Genomic DNA, 20630 nt, shown 5'->3' with positions numbered 1-20630 from the left:
CAAATGTTTGGCTTCAGCGCGTCAATGCCCAGTCGTAGAGGCGATTTTTCTTTTCGCCTGTGATGGCCGCAGCCAGTGAGGCCGCCTGTTTCACCGGCAGTTTCTCATCCAACAATAAACTCATCACCCGGCAGGCTTCCGGGGAGAGCTCCTCTTGCTGCTCGGGCGGTTGATAGCCGGCCACGAGCAAGACAATCTCGCCCTTCTGCTGATCCGGATCCTGCTCGACTATAGCGAGGACCGAGCTGATTGTTCCGGATAAAAAGGTCTCGAAGGTTTTGCTGATCTCCCGCGCCATTACCATGCGCCGCTCCGGTCCAAAGACTTCCAGCAGATCGGCTAGGCTCGCCTGAATTCGATGCGGCGATTCGTAAAAAATCAGCGTGCGGGAATCTTGTACCAGCGCCTGATAAAACGCGCGGCGCGCACTGTTTTTAGCGGGAGGAAACCCTTCAAACGCAAAGCGGTCCGAAGGCAGACCGCTGGCGCTTAAAGCTGCAATCGCAGCGCACGCGCCCGGGATAGGGATGACATTAATGCCTTCCTCCCGCGCTGCGGAAACCAAACGATAACCGGGATCTGAAATCAACGGCGTACCCGCATCGGAGATCAGCGCAATGTTTTTTCCCGCTTTTAAACGATCCAACAAATCCTGGGCTTTTTGTTCGCTGCTGAAATCGTGGTAGGAGATCATGGGAGTGCTGATCTGAAAATGCTGCATCAACTTCCCACTGTGACGTGTGTCCTCTGCCGCTATGAGGTCGACCGTTTGAAGAACCTCAATGGCGCGGGGTACCATATCGGCCAAATTACCGATGGGGGTCGGCACTATGTATAACACTCCGGCAGCCGAACTCACTCGGACAGTCATGATTCTCACTCCAATAAATCTCGTTTTTATTCACCGTGGAGATCCAGCATGAGTTTTGGTACTCGGCTGACGGCATTCGGCGTCATTACACTCGCGCTTCTCGCTTGCGAGAGCAATCAGAGCAGGCCCGGCGGCACTGATACTTCCACAATAGTCGCGCAACAGCGGCAATCGGCAGACGCTCTGCTGGCCCAAGCTGAGCGCTCGGATCCACAAACCAAATTCGGCTTGATGCTGGAAGCGGCGCAAATACTGGCGCAAAGCGGAGATGTCGGCAGGGCGCGCAGCATCATAAACAATCTGCCCCCACAAACGAACCTCCGAATTTCCACTGCCCAGGCTGCACGCCTCGCTCTGGTCAGAAGTTATATCGCCACTGCAGACGGTTATTACGTTCAGGCACTGGAATATTTGGAAGCACCACCGGCCGATTATCCATCCGCGCTTCCGCTCGAACTTGCTCATCCTATCTTGGAGCAAAAAGCCACACTACTTCATAACATGGGAAATTATCCCGCCAGCCTGGAAGAGCGCGTCCGCTTGCACGATTTGCTCGGCGGCCGGGCGCAGGAGAGTGCAGATAATCAACAACGCTTGTGGCAAACCCTGATGGAAATTCCCTCGGCGGAACTAGGGAAGCTTCTTGCAGAAGGCGGTGCAAGTCGCGATTTGGAAGGCTGGTATCGCTTGGCGCTGCTCAGCAAAGACACCCAGGCCAATATCCGCGAACAATTGGCGCGCCTGGACCGCTGGATGCTGGAGTGGTCCGATCACCCCGCTAGCGTCAATCTCCCCGCCGACCTGCAGATGCTGCGCCAGATTCTCAGCGAGCAGCCGCAACAAATTGCGCTGCTGCTGCCGTTCTCGGGAAAACTCGCCAGCGCCGCCAACGCGATTCGCGACGGATTTATGGCGGCTTACTACCAACACCGCCAATTGGAATCCGACGCTCCCGCCTTGCGGTTTTATGACACGGAACAGCAGGACATCAACGCGGTGTACGACCAAGCTTTGGCGGACGGCGCGCAGCTGATCATTGGTCCTCTGGCGAAAGAGCAGCTGCAGGATTTGGCGCTGCGCCCGGCGCTGCCTGTGCCGACTCTGGCGCTAAACACTATCGATAATCCGCTCGGTACTGTCGCCAATCTGTTTCAATTCGGCCTCGGGGTGGAAGACGAAGCTCGCCAAGCGGCAGAACAGGCTTGGCGCGATGGTCACCGCCGCGCCATGATTCTCGCCCCCAATAACAACTGGGGCGATCGCAGCGTTAACACATTTATTACACACTGGCGCAATTTTGGCGGCGAAATCGTTAAAGAATATCGCTACTCCGAAAAGCAGGATTATTCAAAACTGCTCAAACAAGCTTTGCAGTTGGACTTGAGTGAAAAGCGCGCGCAGGAAATTCGCGCGCTGATCGGCAATGTGCAATTTGAACCGCGCCGCAGACAGGATATCGACTTGATTTTCCTGGTCGCCCAGGCCAATGAAGCGCGCCAGGTAAAACCGACTCTAGCCTTCCATTACGCGGCGGATATTCCGGTATATTCCACCAGTCAGGTTTACTCCGGAGTTCCCGACAGCAAGCTCGATCAGGATATGAATGGCATCAAATTCTCCACCCTGCCCTGGTTTTTCGAGCGCCAAGCGGCCGAGAAAAAAGCGCTGGAAAAATTCGCCGACAACAGCGCCGCACTGCAACCGCTGTATGCAATGGGTGTGGACAGCTTCCATTTGTATCCGCGCCTAAAACAATTGGAAGCGGTGCGCGAAGCGAATTTTTACGGGCTCACCGGAACTCTGCGTCTTAATGAACAACAGCAGTTCCAGCGCCAGCAGGTGTGGGCAGAATTTCGTAATGGCCGCCCGCGAGTGCTGGCCGAGTCGTTCTGACGATGATTTTTTCTCTCACCCGCCACCAACTGATCGGACAGCAAGGTGAGCGCACCGCCGAACGTTATTTGCTTGAGCAGGGCTTGCGCTTGGTCACGCGCAATTACCGCTGCCAAAGCGGCGAAATCGATTTGATCATGCGCGACGGCGATACCTTGGTGTTTGTCGAAGTGCGGCAGCGCAAAAGCAGTGATTACGGCTCGCCGCTGGAAACTGTTTCTGTGGCTAAACAGCGCAAAATCCTTTCCGCCTCTCAACATTATTTACAGAGCGAAAAAATCTCGTCGCGCCAAGCGATGCGCTTCGATGTTGTCGGCGTCATACATGACGGCAAACAAGCGCGCATCGACTGGGTGCGCAACGCGTTTTAATCACCGGAAATTTTATGTCGCAGAGAGTCTATAACCTGTTCCAGCGCAGTATCGAAGCCAAGATGCAAGTGGGCGAAGAATTGGCCCCGCTGATCGAGGCTTCCGCCGACCGGCTGGTACAGGCCCTTTTGGAAGAAAAGAAAATTCTGGTTTGCGGCAACGGCCCGTCTTCCGCCCTCGCGCAAATATTTACCTGCAATCTCGTCGACCGGTTTGAAAAAGAGCGCCCCGGCCTGCCCGCCATTTGGCTCGGCGGCAATCTGGCGACCTACACATCGATCGTCGCCGATGCGCACTACCACGACGTCTACGCAAAACCACTGCGCGCACTCGGGCAAGCGGGGGACATTTTGCTGGTGTTGAGTTCGAGCGGAAACACCCCAAACCTGCTCCACGCGATTCACACTGCCCACGACCGCGGCCTGTCGGTCATCGCCCTGACCGGGCGCGACGGCGGCGAGATTGGGCGCATGTTACAGCCGGGAGATATAGAACTGCGCGCGGCAGTCAATTCCCGCAGCCGAATCCACGAAATCCATTTATTGGTGCTCTACTGCCTTAGCGATTTGATCGACCACAAACTTTTTGGAATTGAATGATATGCAGCGATTTACAGCGTTTCGCCTGATTACCTTAGCGTTCTGCACTCTGCTGTGCAGTTGCGTCACCATGCTCGACGCAACCAACGACGGTCCGGTGCAGCCCGATCCAGGGCGCAGAACCTTTGGTGCCTACGTCGACGACCAACGATTGGAAACATTGATCGAAGTGAATCTGCGCAAGGCGGATCCGCGCATGCAAGATGCTCGTATCAATGTCGTCAGTTTTAACGGTGTGGTCCTGTTAACCGGCGAAGTACCACATAGTGATTTGCGCCAAATTGCCGGTGAAACCGCGCGCGCCATTGCCAAAGTCCGCCAAGTGCACAATGAATTGTTGGTGAAAAGCAGTTCGACGTTTTTCGCGCGCCGCAACGACAATTGGCTGTCCACCAAAGTGCGCGCGAAAATTCTCGCCAATCGCGATATAGAATCCGAACGCGTTAAGGTGATAGTCGATAATCGCGTGGTTTATCTGATGGGATTATTGACGCGCAAAGAAGCCGATTTGGTCAGCGGACTGGCTGCGCAGGTAAGCGGCGTGGAAAAAGTGGTTCGCGTTATTGAATACATCGAAAAACGCTAAATTGTTCATTACTCCCAAATAAAAATGCCCCGGATAAAACCGGGGCATTTTGTTTTCCTCTCTACACAATTTCCACCGCAACTGCCGTAGCTTCGCCGCCGCCAATACAGAGCGCGGCAATTCCGCGTTTTTTGCCGTAAGTTTGCAACGCGGCAATCAAGGTCACCAAAATCCGCGCACCGGATGCACCGAGGGGATGGCCTAAAGCGCAGGCGCCGCCGTGCACATTGACCTTTTCGGCAGGAATTTCCAAATCCCGCATAGCCGCCATGGTCACCACTGCGAAAGCTTCGTTAATTTCGAACAGGTCGACGTCTTTCACCGACCAATTGGTTAATTCCAAAAGTTTTTTCACCGCGCCGACCGGCGCCGTGGTGAACCATTCCGGCGCCTGTGCGAATTGCGTTTGCGCCTTGATGACCGCAAGGGGTTTTAAGCCGCGTTTTTGTGCTGTGCTTTGCCGCATTAACACCAGTGCCGCTGCACCATCCGAAATAGAACTGGAATTGGCCGCCGTGACTGTGCCATCTTTTTTAAATGCGGGTTTTAGTGAAGGAATTTTTTCCGGTTTTGCATTGCCCGGTTGTTCATCCACCGCGACCACGGTTTCACCTTTGCGGCTTTTCACCGTGACAGGAACAATTTCCCGTTCAAAATGCCCTGCGGCAATTGCGTCATTGGCTTTGTTTAGCGAAGCGATGGCAAAGTCGTCTTGCTGCTGGCGAGTAAATTGATATTTGTCGGCGGTGGCTTCGGCAAAAGTCCCCATCAAATTGCCGTCATAGGCGTTTTGCAAACCGTCGAGGAACATGTGATCTAACAGTTCGCCGTGACCCAGGCGATATCCGGAACGCGCTTTGGTTAACAGGTAAGGCGCATTGGTCATGCTCTCCATGCCGCCAGCAACCACAATTTCCGCATTTCCAACGGTGAGCGCATCTGCGCCCATCATCACCGCCTTCATTCCCGAACCGCACACTTTGTTGACCGTAGTGGTGGGCACATTTTGTGGCAAACCCGCTGCAATAGCCGCCTGACGCGCGGGCGCCTGACCGAGACCTGCAGGCAGCACACAACCCATCAAAACTTCATTGACATCCGCAGGAGCCACACCAGCATCGGCCACTGCACCTTTGATTGCCTCACCTCCCAACTGTGGTGCGGATAATTCGCTAAAAACACCGCTCATACCTCCCATGGCGGTGCGGGCGATACCGACAACTACAATAGGATCGTTCATAGGGACCTCCTGCTGGTCAATTCAGATTTGGAATGAAGACAGATAGACGGGACGTGGAAACTTGGGATTCTATGCTGTCTTCGCAATATGGCCGACGATTTCTATGCCGGAACACGGGTTTGGCTGCCCTTTTTGCAACATGGGTCGACTTTTTCTCTGATAGACTTTCTTTGCGTTTAGTTGCACCTGGTGTGTTTTGCGCCACACTCTTTTATTAGTCCAACCAAAGGGAACTCTGTCATGAGCATTTCAACCATCGTTACGTTGGTTATTGTTGTTGCGCTTATCTTTTACGTCATTTCCATCTACAACAAATTAGTTGCACTGAAAAACCGCTTTCAGAACGCATTTGCGCAAATCGAAGTGCAATTAAAGCGCCGTTACGATCTGATTCCCAATCTGGTGGAAACGGCCAAGGGTTATATGGCGCATGAAAGAGAAACCCTGGAAGCCGTCATAGCCGCACGCAACTCAGCTCTGTCCGTGTTGAAATCAGCCGCCGCCAATCCGGGCAATGCAGACGCCATGCAGAGCTTGGCGGGAGCAGAAAATGCTCTGGCTGGCGCACTTGGCCGCTTGAATGTGGTGATGGAGGCTTATCCGGATCTCAAGGCCAATCAAAATATGATGCAACTGTCCGAAGAACTGATTTCCACGGAAAACAAAGTGGCATTTTCACGTCAGGCGTTTAACGACTCAGTCACTGAATACAATTCCTACCGCCAAAGTTTCCCGCCCGTGGTGTTCGCCAATCTGTTTGGCCACAGCACCGATGCAAAGCTGCTCGAATTCGAAGATCGCGCCGCCATTCAACAAGCACCCAAGGTTTCCTTTTGATGATCGCCCGGTGCAATGCCGGGCCCCTGGATAACTTTGGTGAATTGATTCCGCTATGAACTTCTTTGCTGAACAAGAACGCGCGCGGCGCAAGACCCTTTTACTCGGGGTTTTGATGACGGCGGCGGTTATCTCCTTGATTCTGATGACCGCGCTGGCCATCAGTATGATCCTTTACTTTATCCAGTGGCCGATCGACTCTCCGCGCATGGTGGAGAATATGCAGACACCCTGGAAGGAACATTTTCTCTACTCTCTGAATTCCAGCATTTTGCTCTACGCCGCCATAGCCGTGGTGGCGACTGTGGCTGGCGGATCTCTGTATAAATTTTTCCAGCTCGGCGGTAATGGTCGACGCGTCGCCGAGGCACTGAACGGACGCATGATCCTGGCGAACACCACCGATCCCTTGGAGCGGCGCATGCTCAATGTGGTGGAGGAAATGGCCATAGCGTCGGGTAATCCCGTACCACCGGTTTACGTGCTGGATGAGCCAGGGATCAACGCTTTTGCCGCCGGAACGGATAGACGCAATGCCGTCATAGGTGTCACCCGCGGTTGCCTGGAGCTATTGAACCGCGAAGAACTGCAAGGCGTTGTCGCGCACGAGTTCAGCCATATCCACAACGGCGATATGAAACTCAACCTGCGCCTTGTGGCGGTATTGCACGGTATTCTGCTGATCGGCCTGATCGGCTCGTATATGTTGCGTTCGTCTTCGAGCCGCAGCCGCAACAAGAATCACGGTGCGGTGGTGGGAATGGGCCTGGCATTAGTGGTACTGGGATATTGCGGGATCTTTTTCGGCAATCTGATTAAAGCCGCTGTCAGTCGCCAACGGGAATTTCTTGCCGACGCCTCTGCAGTGCAATTCACCCGCAACCCAACCGGAATTTCCAATGCGCTGCGCAAAATCGGCGGTCATAGTGAGCATGCCATTTTGCACAACGCCCGCGCTTCGGAATTCAGCCATATGTATTTCGGCCAGGGGCTTAAATCGGCTCTTGGGGGTTTGATGGCGACTCACCCTCCTCTGCCCCTGCGCATCCGCAAAATTCTGCCGCGCTGGGATGGCAGCATGATTACCCCGACCGCACAAACAGCGGTCGACGATATCCAACCCAAGCCCTCTACTACTGCAGCGGGATTTTCGACAGCAGCCGCCAGCTTGGCGCAAGTCGGCACCTTGAGCGCCGCCATAGAGCAGGTGGGCAATCCGACCGAAGAAAACCTCAAGAGCGCGCAAGTGTTTTTGATGGAACTGCCCAAGTCCATCTACGCTGCTGCACACGAGCCTTTCAGCTGCCGTGCGTTGATTTACTGGCTGTTGATGGACCAGAACAATCAGGAATGTCGGCGCAACCAATGGCAAATTCTGCAATCCTCGCTGGATGCGCAGACTCTGCAAGCCATGAAAGATCTGGAATACGACATCAAAGCACTGCAAAGGGCGGACTATTTGAGCGTGGTGGATCTCGCCATGCCCGCGCTGAAAACCCTGTCCGCCAGCCAGTACCAGGAATTCAAAAAGGAATTGGCGGCGCTGATCAAGGCCGACGACAAAATCTCCCTGTTTGAATGGTGTCTCTATCGCATAGTCACCAGCGGTTGCGAGGACAAGACGGTTCATGGCACTCATCGCCTGCCGCAACTCCAGGAAGCCGTGCAGACCCTGCTCACCGCGGCCTGCCAAGGTCAAAGCGAGGTGCAATTCGCTGGCAGCCTTGCGGCGGCCGAGCGCCACTTATCCGGTGTTGCGTTGCAGAAAGAAGCCAGTCGCACCTTTTCCATCGCTGCTCTCGACGCTGCGATGAAACAACTCCAACGGCTGCGCCCGCTGGAAAAGCCGACCTTATTGAAAGCTTTAGCAGCCTGTATGGAAGCAGATAAGAAGATTACCCAGGAAGAGATCGAGCTGTTTCGCGCTGTGGCAGACTGCTTGGACTGCCCGGTCCCGCCACTGGGTCACGGACTCGATAAATAGAAATGGGGCCTTTGAGGACCCCATTTTGTGAATCAATCAAGGCAGGGTTCAATCAACGTAAATAGGCCCTACTCCCATCCCCCAAATCACCACTGTGGCGATCAAAATCGACACAGCCAGCACAAGACCAACGGTTATCACTGACGTGGCGTACATAAAAGCCTGATCTTTGGAAATATCCATCAGAATTGGAATCCCCTGATAAATCAGGTAGACCGAATAGGCCACCGCGATACCCATCACTGCCGTAACCAGCCAGAGCTCGGGGTAAAGCAGAACGATTCCAGAAAGCAGCGTGGGGGTGGAGATATAAACCGCGAGCGCAGTTCCCTCGTAGTGACGGCGCTCCGCATCGTCCTTAACACCGTAGGTTTTGGACATCCAATTGATAAACTCGCCCAGCAGATAAATGCCTGCCAGCAGCGCTACATAGGTCAGGGCACACAATGACGCGGCACTTGCCGCCGTCAGCTTCACAGGCTCACCTCTAGCCACTGTCCAGCCCACTTGCGTAACGCCTATATAAGCGCAAACCGCCGGGATAAGCGCAAGAAATGGTACGTGGCTGACGAAGACTTGGAGGAAGGAACTTTTGTCGTTGCGGATGGATTTCCACTCAGACTGAGGATTAAACAGGATGCCGAGCGTGTGTTGCAAAATACCCATACGTATCTCCGATTGCGCCGTTATTAAATTTATGTAACGCGAGATTGTGGACTTATCGTATGAGATTCTATGACAGCTATGGTTCCGTCGCTTCGGCTTAGTAAGACCCTTTCGCAATCTAAAAACCGCCTAAAGGCCTTTTTCGCTATATGAACGGCAGCGGGACCATGCTGCCTTGTACTTCACAACTCTACTTCACAACTCTACTTCACAACTCTGAGGCTGGGGCGCTTTTCACCCCCGGCTGGACCGGGTTCAGTAGGCTTAGGAGGTTCCGGAGAACTGGGCTCCGGTTCAAACATCATGCCCTGGCCGTTTTCCTTGGCATAAATACCGAGGACGGCATTGCAAGGAACATAAATGTCCGTCGGCACACCGCCAAAGCGCGCACTGAAGCGCACACCGGTATTGCTCAAATCCAACCCCATCACCGCACGCGGCGCTATGTTCAGGACGATTTGGCCATCTTTGGAAACGTACTGCTGGGGCACCTGTACGCCCTCAGCGCGCGCGAACACCACCAGATAGGGGGTGAGGGAATTGTCGACAATCCACTCGTAGAGCGCGCGGATGAAGTAGGGCCGGCTGGACGTCATACTGGATTTATTCACCGCTGCTTAACCTCCTCTCTTAAGTGCGCGACGCAGGACGAATGGACTTCTCCCAGTCGGAGAGACTAGCGACGAAAGAATCGCGCTTGAACACCCGTTCCATATAATCCAGCAAAGGCTGAGTTTGCCGCGTCGACGGAATCTTGATGCCGAATGCCGGCAGACGCCACAAGATAGGCGCAACACAGCAATCCAACAACGAAAAGTCCGGACTCATGAAAAAGGGTTTATCGGCGAAGATCGGTGCGATTGCCACCAAACTGTCAGTCAGCTCTTTGCGCGCCTCAGCGGAATTTTTCCCGTCGCGCGCCAGCGCATCCACCAGCGGACACCAGTCCATCTCCACCCTATGGATATATTGACGAATTTCCGCCCGCGCTACGGGATAAACCGGCAGCAGTGGTGGATGGGGGAAACGTTCGTCCAGGTATTCCATCATAACGCGCGACTCATACAACGTCAGATCGCGGTCGATTAAAGTGGGCAGGGAGTTGTAGGGATTCGCTTCGCTAAGTTCTTTTGGCAGGTCGAGCGGATCAGCCGTAATGACCTCTACCCCGACGTTTTTTTCCGCGAGAACTATGCGAACTCGGTGACTGTAATGATCTTTGGCGTCAGAAAAAAGGGCAGCAGATGAACGTTTGGCCGTACCTACCATCGAGACCTCACTTTTAGGGGGACATCAGTCCCGGCTTGCGCCGGGACAGTAAGCGTTGACGATTTGGACGACCAACCGACTACTTATGAACGTCTTTCCAGTATTCGCGGTTCAACAACCAAGTGAATACCAAAAAGACCAGCAGGAACAACATGACGTAGATACCGATGCGCTTCCTCTTCTCTGCGCCCGGTTCAGCCACATACTCCAGGAAATTCACTACGTCGTAAACCACGCGCTCAAATTCTTCACCGGAGAGAGAGCCCTTGATTGCACCGGGAGCCAAAGTGCCACAAGCGACTGTTGCAGGCTCACCCACCTGGTTGCGGATGACACGACCATGGCTGTCGACGGCTGGCCCAGGAGCACATTCGAGCAGGCCTTGCAGCTCAAGCATCACATGCGGCATACCAACGTTCTCGAAAACCTTGTTGTTGACGCCGGTAGGACGGGTATCGTCGCGGTAGAACGTCAGCAGATAGGTATACAGCCATTCGGGGGAACGTGAGCGCGCAACCAAGCTGAGATCCGGAGGAGTGGCACCGAACCATCTTTTGGCATTTTGCGGAGACATAGAGATGGTCATCAGTTCACCGATCTTTTGATCGGTGAAAATAATGTTGTCGAGCATCACCTGATCCGGAATACCGAGATCTTCCGCCACCCGGCCATAGCGTGAATAACCGACGCTGTGGCATCCCATGCAGTAGTTGACGAAATACTTCAGGCCGCGCTGCAGTGACTCTTTGTCGCTGATATCGAAAGGCTTATGCGGCTCCAGGCAAGGAACGTTACCACATGGACCTCCCTCTGATGCACCCACCGCCTTGATCGGCACTATCACCAAAATGATAAACAAGGCGAATCCACCGAGAACCAGACCTTTGCTCAAGCCGGTCATGCGAACACGGTCAGGCACTGGGCTGCATTTTTCCCGGCGAGTCCAGAACGGCATGCCGATGAAATAAGCGAAATACAGAACAGTACACAGCTGCGCCAGAATGGTTCGGCCGGGAGTAGAAGGCTTAACACCCAGATAACCCAAAATCACAAACGCTGCAGCGAACACAATCAGCGCAATGCGACTAAAGGTGCCTTTGTAACGAATGGATTTAACTGGGCTCTTATCCAGCCAGGGCAACACAAACAGAATGGCAATAGCCGCACCCATGACCACGAAACCGAGGAATTTGGAATCCAAAGGTCCAATATCAAAGGTCACAGCGCGCAACATGGCGTAGAACGGCGTGAAGTACCAAACCGGTGCTATGTGCTCTGGAGTCTTCAAACCATTGGCTTGTTCAAAGTTTGCGTATTCCAGGAAGAAACCGCCCATTTCCGGAGCGAAGAAGATAACGCCACAGAAAGCGAACAGAAACACGGTTACGCCAACCAGATCGTGAACGGTGTAGTACGGGTGGAACGCGATTCCATCCAGAGGTACGCCGTTTGCGTCTTTATGCTTCTTGATCTCGATACCGTCGGGGTTATTGGAACCCACTTGGTGGAGAGCCAGAATATGAAGCACCACCAGCGCCAGCAGAACGATCGGCAGAGCGACTACGTGTAGAGCAAAGAAGCGGTTCAAGGTGGCTCCCGAAATCAGGTAGTCACCGCGGATCCATTGAACAAGGTCTTCACCAACAACAGGAATCGCACCAAACAGGTTTACGATTACCTGCGCCCCCCAGTAGGACATCTGGCCCCAAGGCAACACATAGCCCATGAAGGCTTCGGCCATAAGCACCAAGTAAATCAACATACCGAAGATCCACACCAGTTCGCGCGGCGCTTTGTAGGATCCGTACATCAAACCACGGAACATATGGAGGTAAACCACCACGAAGAAGGCAGATGCACCGGTGGAATGCATATAGCGCAGAATATCGCCGTAGGGCACGTCGCGCATGATGTACTCAACAGAAGCAAAGGCGCCTTCAGCAGAAGGTTCGAAGTTCATCGTCAGCCAGATACCGGTGAGCAGTTGGTTCACCAGTACGAGCAGTGACAGCACTCCGAAGAAGTACCAGAAGTTGAAATTTTTCGGCGCGTAGTATTTGCCCATGTGGGTATCCCATGCGCGCTGCACCGGAAGGCGGTAATCAATCCAGTTCCACAAGCCTGTAAGCCACTTTGTCATTGGATCACGCCTCCTGATCTTCGCCGATGAGTATTACGGTATCGCTGAGATACTTATGGGGGGGGACTTCCAGATTGATGGGCGCTGGAACGCCTTTCAATACGCGGCCTGCCAAGTCGAATTTGGACCCGTGGCACTTGCAGAAAAAGCCGCCCTGCCACTCAACAGATCCGCCTATATCAATCGAACCCACTGTCGGTTGGTATCCAGGAGCACAGCCCAAGTGGGTGCACAATCCGAGCAGCACGACAAATTCTTCTTTAATTGCGCGCCCTTCATTTTTTGCGTAACCGGGCTGAACCGATTTTTCAGAGGTGGGATCACGCAACTCCGGCTCCATGACTTTCAAACCGGCCAGAGCTTCCTGAGTACGTCGAACTATGTAAACGGGCTTTCCACGCCACTCGACAGTTACCATCTGGCCTGGCTCCAATTTGGAGATATTGACCTCCACTGGAGCGCCTGCCGCTTTGGCCTTGGCGCTGGGGTTCCAAGAACCCACGAATGGTACCGCGGCGCCAATAACACCCGCAGCCCCCACGACGGACGTCATCGCCGTTAGGACACGACGACGCCCTTGGTTTACACCGTCATTGCTCATGACGCTAATCTCCCGTGACAGCTTTTAAAAGACAAAGGTTGAGAATGGATAAATTCTATGATCTTCAGCGGCGGGATCACTTTATTAAAATGGAGTATCCCGACATCTCGCCTACTGCGGTGATGCCGTATGAATTGATTGCCCCAAGTGCCCACAAAAAATGGCAACATGGTAATGAAAATACCTACTGCTTACAAGGAAATACGCGTCGTCTAACCAGGCGCCCAGGCCATAAAAAGTTTTCCAACTCGCGCGGATAAGTTGCCAGACACCAAAGAAAAAAGCCCGACATTGTCGGGCTTTCGGATATCCAACGATTAACGTTTGGAGTATTGCGGTCTCTTGCGCGCTTTGCGCAAACCAACCTTTTTGCGCTCCACTTCGCGAGAGTCGCGAGTGACATAACCTGCTTTTCGCAGATCGGAGCGAAGGCTGTCGTCATAAGCCATCAGAGCGCGAGTCAAACCGTGGCGAATTGCACCAGCTTGACCGAAGCTACCGCCGCCTTTGACAGTTACTTTAACGTCAAACTTGTCTGAGTTGCCGGTCAGTTCGAGCGGTTGACGCACGATCATGCGGGCTACTTCGCGACCGAAATACTCTTCGAGAGCGCGATCGTTGACGCTGAATTTGCCGCTACCCAAAGAGATAAAAACACGTGCCGTAGCAGTTTTGCGACGACCGGTACCGTAAAATTGTTCACCTGCCATAATTCAGCTTCCGTTAAATGTTCAGTTCTTGGGGTTGCTGGGCTGCGTGCGGATGAGCATCGCCGGCATACACCTTCAGTTTTTTGAAGATCGCACGTCCAAGAGGCCCTTTAGGCAACATACCTTTCACGGCACTCATGATCGTCAGCTCAGGAGCCTTGATGATCAATTTTTCGAAGCTGATGGATTTCAAACCACCGGGGAAACCGGTGTGGTGATGGTAGAACTTGTCTTTTGCCTTGTTACCGGTCACGCGAACTTTTTCGGCGTTGATTACAACGATGTAATCGCCAGTGTCCACGTGGGGAGTAAATTCAGGCTTGTGCTTGCCGCGCAGGCGGTGAGCAATTTCTGCAGCCAGACGGCCGAGAGTTTTGCCTGAAGCATCGACAATGTACCAGTCACGTTTTACTGTTTCCGATTTGGCACTGTAAGTCTTCATGTTGTAGGCCTTCAAAACGTAGGGTACAAACTGGAACCCGGAAAACCCGGGGGTTAAAGCCCTGCCCACAAGACGCGGGCAAAAAGGAGCGCGAATCCTACACAAGGATTGGCCGTTTTTCAAGCAACTTAAGCGTCGAATCTACGGTCTGTGAGGCTGAGCCAGATACTCTTCACTCTGCATCTCCAGCAAACGGCTCACGGTGCGCTGAAACTCGAATTCCAACCGCCCTTCTTTATACAGCTCTGTCACCGGACAAGCGGCGGAGAGCACCAGCTTGACGCGCCGGTCGTAGAATTCATCCACCATATAGATAAAACGCCGCGCCTGGTCGTCATTGCGGCCGACAAACTGAGGGACATTGGAAACCAGGATGGCGTGAAACTCTTTGGCCAGAACTATGTAATCGTTCTGCGAACGCGGGCCGTCGCACAGGGCAGCGAAATCGAACCAGGCCACATCGTCCGCTTCATAGCGCGCACAGATCGTCCGATTTTCCACCTCAAGCGGCACATTCTGCTGAATAGCGCCTCTCTCAGGTACGAGGCGATGGAAACAATTTTTCAGAGCCTGCTCCGCCTCATCTCCCAGAGGAGAGTGGAAAAGATCCGCCTTGACCAAAGTTCGCAGACGATAATCCGTACCACCGTCGACATTGAGCACATCCGTATGACTGTTCAACAGCGCAATCGCTGGCAGAAAGCGCACCCGCTGCAGGCCATCTTTATATAAGCCATCCGGCTCAATATTGGATGTCGCCACCAGGGTCACGCCGCGCGCGAACAAAGCGTCCAGCAAATTCCCCAAAATCATGGCGTCGGTAATATCGGATACAAAAAATTCGTCAAAGCAGATAACGCGCGCTTCACCCGCCAGCACATCCGCTACTTTTTCCAGGGGATTTTTTTCACCTTTAAAACGCGTGAGCTCGCTGTGAACGCGGCGCATAAAGCGGTGAAAGTGGACGCGCATTTTTTGTGGAAACGGCAGGGTTTCAAAAAAAACATCCATTATGTAGGTTTTGCCGCGCCCGACACCTCCCCACATATAAACGCCTTTAGGCGCCGAGGGAGTTTTACCAAATGCAAATAAACGCTGCCAAAGCGGAACTCGACGATGCTGAAGAGCAACTAATTCGTCGAACAGAATCTGCAAGCGTTCAATCGCTTGCCGCTGTGCTGCATCTGCTGCAAATCCTGATTTTTGCAAGTCACGCTCATAGCGGCTGATCGGTGTATCAATCATTGGAGGGGTTCTAACCAGAAAAACAGGCGGCGCGTACTTTAACTTGCCGCTCTAGGTGGCGCAATTTCGCTGTGAACCAGCGCAAGTTGCTGTAAGTCGGGGTATCATTAAGAAGCGTGTTGATTGCCGCCAAGCCGACTGCGTTCAATAACATAGCAAACAGATTTCCCATCTGCCGGCTAAAAATTGCACGCCTCGTCGCCCCACCTCCATTTTTTCCGCCTAAGGAGATTTTTGTGTTTCCGTTAGAAAGCTTGTTTATCGTCGGGATTATTATGCTGATAGTGGGCGCTGTTATAGGTGCCATTGTGAGCCGAACCTGGATTGCACCGGAGCAGCACAAAGAGATTGAGCAACGACTTTTGGACGCAAAACGGGAGCTGGAAAGCTATCAACAAGACGTCGCGCAACATTTCAGCGAAACCGCGCAAAAGGTGCGCGAACTTACCCAAAGTTATAAAGAATTGCATGAGCACCTCGCTCTGGGCGCTATGCAACTGACCAATGTCGAGATCGGGCGTCAACTATTCGCAGCCGGGGAAAACGAAGAAGGCAAAGAAAAACTGAATGCTTCGCAGATTGAACCACCGAAGGACTGGGCACCGAAGATTCCCGGTAGCCACGGGATGTTGAGCGAAGAATTTGGTTTGAAGGACGACGATGAAGCCGCAACGCTGCTGGAAAACTCTCCCGGCGGCACCAAGCGCACGATCTAAAGCGGTCGCTGAGATAACCTGTTTATGTGGATGAGAGCGTTTGAATACCTTCGCTGGCCAGCGGTCTTCGGACTGCTGATGGCGCTCATCATTCTGCAGCTGTTCCCTGAGCTCAATCCGCGCAATAGTCCGACAGCCCCCCACAATCCCTCGTTTAATGTTATGGGCCAGCAATACGAAGGGATGACCTCCTACGCTGACGCCGTCAACCGCGCAGCACCTTCTGTCGTCAACATTTTTACCCGCAAAAAAATCAACCGCACGACACACCGATTGTTCAATGACCCTCTGTTTCGCTACTTCTACAACAGCGCGGATATCCCCCGCCAGGAGCGCATGCAATCAGCCCTCGGCTCTGGGGTGATCATCAGTGAACAAGGCTATTTGCTCACCAATAACCACGTGATTTATGGAGCTGACGAGATTGTGGTGCAGCTGCAGGACGGGCGCGAGAGTAAAGCGCGGGTGATAGGGGTCGATCTGGAAAATGATTTGGCGGTCCTGAAGATCGAACTCGACAATCTGAAAGCCATCCCCATAGGCTCACCGCAAACCGCTCAGGTGGGCGATATAGTGCTGGCGATAGGCAATCCGTTTGGCATGGGCCAGACGGTAACCCAGGGCATTATTTCGGCGACCGGACGTTACGGCCTGGGCATCAGCGTGTTTGAAAACTTTATTCAGACAGACGCGGCCATCAATCCGGGCAATTCTGGCGGGGCCTTGATCGATGTGCACGGCAATTTATTGGGCATCAATACCGCCATCCTCGACCGCATCGGCAACTCAGATCTGAACGGCGTTGGCCTGGCTGTACCCGCCGATACGGCAGTGCGCACCTTGAAGGACATTGTCGAGTTTGGCCGGGTTGTGCGCGGCTGGTTGGGTGTGGATGCCCAGAGCCTGACGCCGCAACTGGCGCACTCCTTCCAACTGGATTCCACCAATGGTGTGTTGATTACCCGTATCTATAACAAAGGGCCTGCACATGTGGCGGGCCTACAGCCCGGTGATGTGATAGTGAAGATCAACGACGAACCGGTGGGCAATGGCGCCCGCGGCCGGCAGCAGATTCAAGAGTCACGCCCCGGCGAAACCGTGGACATAGAGTTTTATCGCAATGGCAAACTCGAGCGTGTTCAAGCCATTTTAGAGAAGAAGCCGGTAACCGGCTAATCAGCGGTCACCGGGCAGAATGCGATACTCCGCCGAGCGCGCATGCGCTTCCAATGATTCCCCTCGCGCCAATACCGACGCAATTCGACCGAGCTTAGAAGCCCCGGCAGCCGAACATTGAATCACCGAACTGCGTTTTTGGAAGTCGTATACACCCAAAGGTGAAGAAAACCGTGCTGTGCCTGAGGTTGGCAGTACGTGGTTTGGACCTGCACAGTAATCGCCTAAAGCCTCACTGGTGTGTCGCCCCATAAAGATGGCGCCTGCGTGTTTGACTTTGAGCAACAGGAGCTCCGGTTGTTCGACCGACAACTCCAGGTGCTCAGGAGCAATGCGGTTTGCCAGCTCTATAGCCTCATCCATCGAACCCGCTTCAATCAACGCGCCGCGTTTTGCGAGCGACGCACCGGCTATGTCTTTGCGCTCCAAAGTCGGCAGCAAACGCGCAATGCTGTTTTCCACTGCGTCGAGGAAGGCTTTGTCTGGACTGATCAGAATCGCCTGGGCGTTTTCGTCATGTTCTGCTTGGGAGAACAAATCCATGGCGATCCAATCCGGATCGGTTTTACCGTCGCAAACCACCAGAATTTCCGATGGCCCTGCGATCATGTCGATATCCACCAAACCAAACACGGCGCGTTTGGCGGTAGCGACAAAAATATTGCCGGGTCCGACGATCTTATCCACTTTCGCGATGCTTTCCGTGCCGTAGGCCAAGGCAGCAACCGCCTGGGCGCCACCGATGGAAATCAGCTTGTCCACACCGGCGATAGCAGCCGCTGCCAGCACCAGATCATTCAATTCTCCGCGCGGTGCCGGGCTGACCATAATGACTTCCGGAACACCGGCCACCTGAGCAGGAATAGCATTCATCAATACGGACGACGGATAAGAAGCCTTGCCGCCCGGCACATACATACCCACACGATCCATAGGCGTAATCTTTTGCCCGAGGATGGTGCCGTCGGGCGTCTGATAGCTCCAGGACTCCTGCCGCTGATGCTCGTGATATGAGCGAATGCGCTCCGCCGCCACTTCCAGCGCTTCGCGCTGCTCCGCCGGAATGCGCGCCAGCGCCTGTTGCAGCAGCTCTCTGCCCAATGTCAGATCGGCGACAGTTTTGGCGTCGCGCTGATCGAATCGATTGGTGTATTCCACCACTGCGGCATCGCCCCGAGTGCGTACCGCGGCCAGGATTTCTTTAACCGCCCCTTCCACCGCATCATGGGACTCAGCTTCCCACGCCAACAGACTATCGAGTTGCTGGGAAAAATCGGGAGATGAAGACTGGAGACGACGAATCAGCATGGATTGGCTCCGGGTTACGTGCCGCTATTGATTTCATTGACGGCGCTTTCCATGGCATCCATCAGGGCTTCTATCTGGTAGTGCTTGAGCTTCATGGAGGCTTTGTTGACGATCAGGCGCGAACTGACTTCCGCGATGACCTCGCGCGGCTCCAGGCCGTTGGCTCGCAAGGTATTGCCGGTATCGACAATATCGACGATTTCATCAGCCAACTGCAGCACCGGCGCCAGCTCCATAGCGCCGTAGAGTTTGATCACGTCCACCTGCTGACCTTTTTCGGCGTAAAAGCGCTTGGCGACGTTGACGTATTTGGTGGCGACCTTGATGCGCCCGGCTTTGGGAGCCTGGCCTACCAAGCCCGCTGTCATCAAGCGGCAGCGCGCGATGCGCAGATCCAGAGGCTCGTAATAACCGTGGCCACCGTGCTCCAGCAGTGTATCTTTGCCGGAAACACCGACATCGGCCGCGCCGAATTGCACATAGGTCGGTACATCCACGCCGCGCAGAATCAGCAGGCGCACTTCCGGCGAGGAGGTTTCAAAGGTCAATTTGCGGCTGTTATGGATGGATTCCAGGGGCTCGATGCCTGCTGCAGCAAGCAGCGGCAAGGTCTCTTCCAGAATACGGCCTTTGGTTAGTGCTATGGTGAGCTGTGCCATGGTAATCCCCTGATCAACCTGCAACCCGTTGAATATTTGCGCCCAAGAGCTGCAATTTTTCTTCAATGCACTCGTAACCGCGGTCGATATGATAGATCCGATCGATCAAGGTTTCCCCTTCCGCTACCAGACCCGCAATCACCAGGCTCGCTGACGCGCGCAGATCGGACGCCATGACCGGCGCACCTTTCAAACGGTTTACGCCCTTAATAATGGCGGTGTTGCCCTCCAGGGAAATATTGGCACCCATACGGTTAAGTTCGTGCACTTGAATCAGACGATTCTCGAAAATCGTTTCCGTCACTGCGCCTGTCCCTTCGGCAATCGCATTCATCGCTGTGAACTGCGCTTGCATGTCGGTGGGGAACGCCGGATAAGGTGCCGTACGAATATTGACGGATTTGGGCCGATTGCCCTTCATATCCAACTCGATCCAGTCAGCGCCTGTGCTGATATGGGCACCCGCTTCCTCCAGCTTTAGAAGAACCGCGTCAAGAATGGACGAGGTAGTGTCGCGCAGACGCACCCGCCCACGGGTTGCCGCTGCGGCGGTCAGATAGGTGCCGGTTTCAATCCGGTCGGGCATGACGGAATAGTCGCAGCCGTGCAGACGCTCTACACCGTGAATCGTCAGCGTATCGCTGCCAATACCTTCGATCTGCGCCCCCATCTTCACCAGACAGTTGGCCAAATCGACGATTTCCGGTTCGCGCGCGGCGTTTTCCAGCACGGTTGTGCCCTTCGCCAGCACGGCAGCCATCAACAAGTTTTCTGTACCGCCAACCGTCACCACATCCATAAAGAAATGAGCACCTTTCAAACCCTGAGGCGCTCGGGCGCGAATATAGCCGCCATCCACTTCGATCGACGCCCCCATGGCTTCCAGTCCGCGCAAGTGAATATCAACGGGGCGACTGCCAATAGCACAGCCGCCAGGGAAGGAGACATCGGCTTTACCGAAGCGCGTCAACAGCGGACCTAACACCAGAATCGAGGCGCGCATGGTTTTGACGAGATCGTAGGGTGCAGAAAATTCGCGGATGGTGTTGGCATCGATCTCCACCCCCATACGCTCATCAACCGTCACTTCGACGCCCATGCAGCGCAACAAGGTGAGCATGGTGGTGATGTCGTTCAAATGCGGCAGATTGGCCAGATGCATGGGACTGTCCGCCAGCAACGTAGCCGCCAGAATCGGCAGACCGGAATTTTTGGAGCCCGAAATGCGAATCTCCCCATTGAGGGGAGTACCACCGGTGATAATCAGTTTGTCCATCGCGATGAGTCTGCTTTAAGAAGGGAGAATGGCTTGTCCCA

At 54.0% G+C, this 20630-nt stretch carries 21 protein-coding genes; 8 read left to right on the top strand and 13 right to left on the bottom strand.

Annotated elements, in window-relative coordinates; genetic code table 11:
• Window positions 1–13: 13 nt before the first annotated feature.
• Window positions 14–871, bottom strand: coding sequence for a 16S rRNA (cytidine(1402)-2'-O)-methyltransferase (gene rsmI, locus DWB84_RS17640; protein WP_187411129.1), 858 nt, complete (start codon window positions 869–871; stop codon window positions 14–16).
• A 48-nt stretch (window positions 872–919) separates the two neighbouring features.
• Here rsmI and DWB84_RS17635 point away from each other — a divergent pair, with 48 nt between their 5' ends.
• From DWB84_RS17635 to DWB84_RS17620, 4 genes are read left to right on the top strand one after another with little or no spacing between them, the layout of a single operon-like run.
• Window positions 920–2764, top strand: a complete 1845-nt coding sequence (locus tag DWB84_RS17635; RefSeq protein WP_187411128.1) for a penicillin-binding protein activator — start codon at window positions 920–922, stop codon at window positions 2762–2764.
• Window positions 2765–2766: 2 nt separating this feature from the next.
• Window positions 2767–3135 (top strand): YraN family protein, encoded by a 369-nt coding sequence (locus tag DWB84_RS17630; protein ID WP_187411127.1) that lies wholly within the window; start codon window positions 2767–2769, stop codon window positions 3133–3135.
• Window positions 3136–3149: 14 nt separating this feature from the next.
• The gene (locus DWB84_RS17625) at window positions 3150–3734 is read left to right on the top strand and encodes an SIS domain-containing protein (protein ID WP_187411126.1); all 585 of its coding nucleotides are present in this window, start codon (window positions 3150–3152) and stop codon (window positions 3732–3734) included.
• 1 nt (window position 3735) lies between these two features.
• Window positions 3736–4320, top strand: a complete 585-nt coding sequence (locus DWB84_RS17620) for a BON domain-containing protein (protein ID WP_187411125.1) — start codon at window positions 3736–3738, stop codon at window positions 4318–4320.
• Between the two features lie 61 nt (window positions 4321–4381).
• Here DWB84_RS17620 and DWB84_RS17615 read toward each other — a convergent pair whose 3' ends face one another.
• Complete coding sequence (locus tag DWB84_RS17615; RefSeq protein ID WP_187411124.1) at window positions 4382–5560, bottom strand: acetyl-CoA C-acyltransferase; 1179 nt, start codon at window positions 5558–5560, stop codon at window positions 4382–4384.
• A 240-nt stretch (window positions 5561–5800) separates the two neighbouring features.
• Between DWB84_RS17615 and DWB84_RS17610 the strand changes: the two genes are divergently transcribed.
• Both DWB84_RS17610 and DWB84_RS17605 read left to right on the top strand, forming a co-directional pair.
• A complete protein-coding gene (locus tag DWB84_RS17610; protein ID WP_187411123.1) occupies window positions 5801–6397 on the top strand; it encodes a LemA family protein in 597 nt (198 codons plus the stop codon).
• A gap of 55 nt (window positions 6398–6452) precedes the next feature.
• Entirely contained in the window at window positions 6453–8381 is a 1929-nt protein-coding gene (locus tag DWB84_RS17605; RefSeq protein WP_187411122.1) for a M48 family metallopeptidase, read from the top strand.
• 48 nt (window positions 8382–8429) lie between these two features.
• Here the strand turns inward: DWB84_RS17605 and DWB84_RS17600 are convergent, their stop codons facing one another.
• The 8 genes from DWB84_RS17600 to zapE all read right to left on the bottom strand — a co-directional run bounded on the left by DWB84_RS17600 (window position 8430) and on the right by zapE (window position 15454).
• Window positions 8430–9047, bottom strand: coding sequence for a Yip1 family protein (locus tag DWB84_RS17600; RefSeq protein ID WP_187411121.1), 618 nt, complete (start codon window positions 9045–9047; stop codon window positions 8430–8432).
• Between the two features lie 203 nt (window positions 9048–9250).
• A complete protein-coding gene (locus tag DWB84_RS17595) occupies window positions 9251–9643 on the bottom strand; it encodes a ClpXP protease specificity-enhancing factor (protein WP_187411157.1) in 393 nt (130 codons plus the stop codon).
• 34 nt (window positions 9644–9677) lie between these two features.
• Window positions 9678–10316, bottom strand: a complete 639-nt coding sequence (locus DWB84_RS17590; RefSeq protein ID WP_187411120.1) for a glutathione S-transferase N-terminal domain-containing protein — start codon at window positions 10314–10316, stop codon at window positions 9678–9680.
• Between the two features lie 79 nt (window positions 10317–10395).
• Window positions 10396–12456 carry a ubiquinol-cytochrome c reductase gene (locus DWB84_RS17585; protein WP_187411119.1) on the bottom strand — a complete coding sequence of 687 codons (2061 nt, stop codon included), beginning with the start codon at window positions 12454–12456 and terminating at the stop codon, window positions 10396–10398.
• Window positions 12457–12460: 4 nt separating this feature from the next.
• Window positions 12461–13057, bottom strand: coding sequence for a ubiquinol-cytochrome c reductase iron-sulfur subunit (petA, locus tag DWB84_RS17580; RefSeq protein ID WP_187411118.1), 597 nt, complete (start codon window positions 13055–13057; stop codon window positions 12461–12463).
• Window positions 13058–13374: 317 nt separating this feature from the next.
• The gene (gene rpsI, locus DWB84_RS17575) at window positions 13375–13767 is read right to left on the bottom strand and encodes a 30S ribosomal protein S9 (RefSeq protein ID WP_187411117.1); all 393 of its coding nucleotides are present in this window, start codon (window positions 13765–13767) and stop codon (window positions 13375–13377) included.
• A gap of 13 nt (window positions 13768–13780) precedes the next feature.
• Complete coding sequence (gene rplM / locus DWB84_RS17570; RefSeq protein ID WP_187411116.1) at window positions 13781–14209, bottom strand: 50S ribosomal protein L13; 429 nt, start codon at window positions 14207–14209, stop codon at window positions 13781–13783.
• Window positions 14210–14350: 141 nt separating this feature from the next.
• Window positions 14351–15454 (bottom strand): cell division protein ZapE, encoded by a 1104-nt coding sequence (gene zapE / locus DWB84_RS17565; RefSeq protein WP_187411115.1) that lies wholly within the window; start codon window positions 15452–15454, stop codon window positions 14351–14353.
• A gap of 236 nt (window positions 15455–15690) precedes the next feature.
• Here zapE and DWB84_RS17560 point away from each other — a divergent pair, with 236 nt between their 5' ends.
• Window positions 15691–16170, top strand: coding sequence for a YhcB family protein (locus DWB84_RS17560; protein WP_370589745.1), 480 nt, complete (start codon window positions 15691–15693; stop codon window positions 16168–16170).
• A gap of 78 nt (window positions 16171–16248) precedes the next feature.
• Window positions 16249–17346, top strand: coding sequence for a trypsin-like peptidase domain-containing protein (locus DWB84_RS17555; protein WP_255429053.1), 1098 nt, complete (start codon window positions 16249–16251; stop codon window positions 17344–17346).
• On the opposite strand, the gene hisD is transcribed toward DWB84_RS17555, so the two are convergent.
• The 3 genes from hisD to murA are packed head-to-tail and all read right to left on the bottom strand — an operon-like array spanning window position 17347 to window position 20589.
• Window positions 17347–18654, bottom strand: a complete 1308-nt coding sequence (gene hisD / locus DWB84_RS17550; protein ID WP_187411113.1) for a histidinol dehydrogenase — start codon at window positions 18652–18654, stop codon at window positions 17347–17349. It lies immediately after the preceding gene.
• 14 nt (window positions 18655–18668) lie between these two features.
• Window positions 18669–19313 carry an ATP phosphoribosyltransferase gene (gene hisG, locus DWB84_RS17545; RefSeq protein WP_187411112.1) on the bottom strand — a complete coding sequence of 215 codons (645 nt, stop codon included), beginning with the start codon at window positions 19311–19313 and terminating at the stop codon, window positions 18669–18671.
• 13 nt (window positions 19314–19326) lie between these two features.
• The gene (gene murA / locus DWB84_RS17540) at window positions 19327–20589 is read right to left on the bottom strand and encodes a UDP-N-acetylglucosamine 1-carboxyvinyltransferase (RefSeq protein ID WP_187411111.1); all 1263 of its coding nucleotides are present in this window, start codon (window positions 20587–20589) and stop codon (window positions 19327–19329) included.
• Between the last annotated feature and the right edge of the window lie 41 nt (window positions 20590–20630).

Origin of the sequence: Saccharophagus sp. K07 (genome assembly GCF_014336955.1) — a bacterium.
In the GTDB taxonomy this organism is placed as follows: Bacteria; Pseudomonadota; Gammaproteobacteria; order Pseudomonadales; family Cellvibrionaceae; genus UBA5868.
The sequence above is the reverse complement of the archived record's forward strand: the minus strand, read 5'-3'. Positions and strand labels throughout refer to the sequence as shown.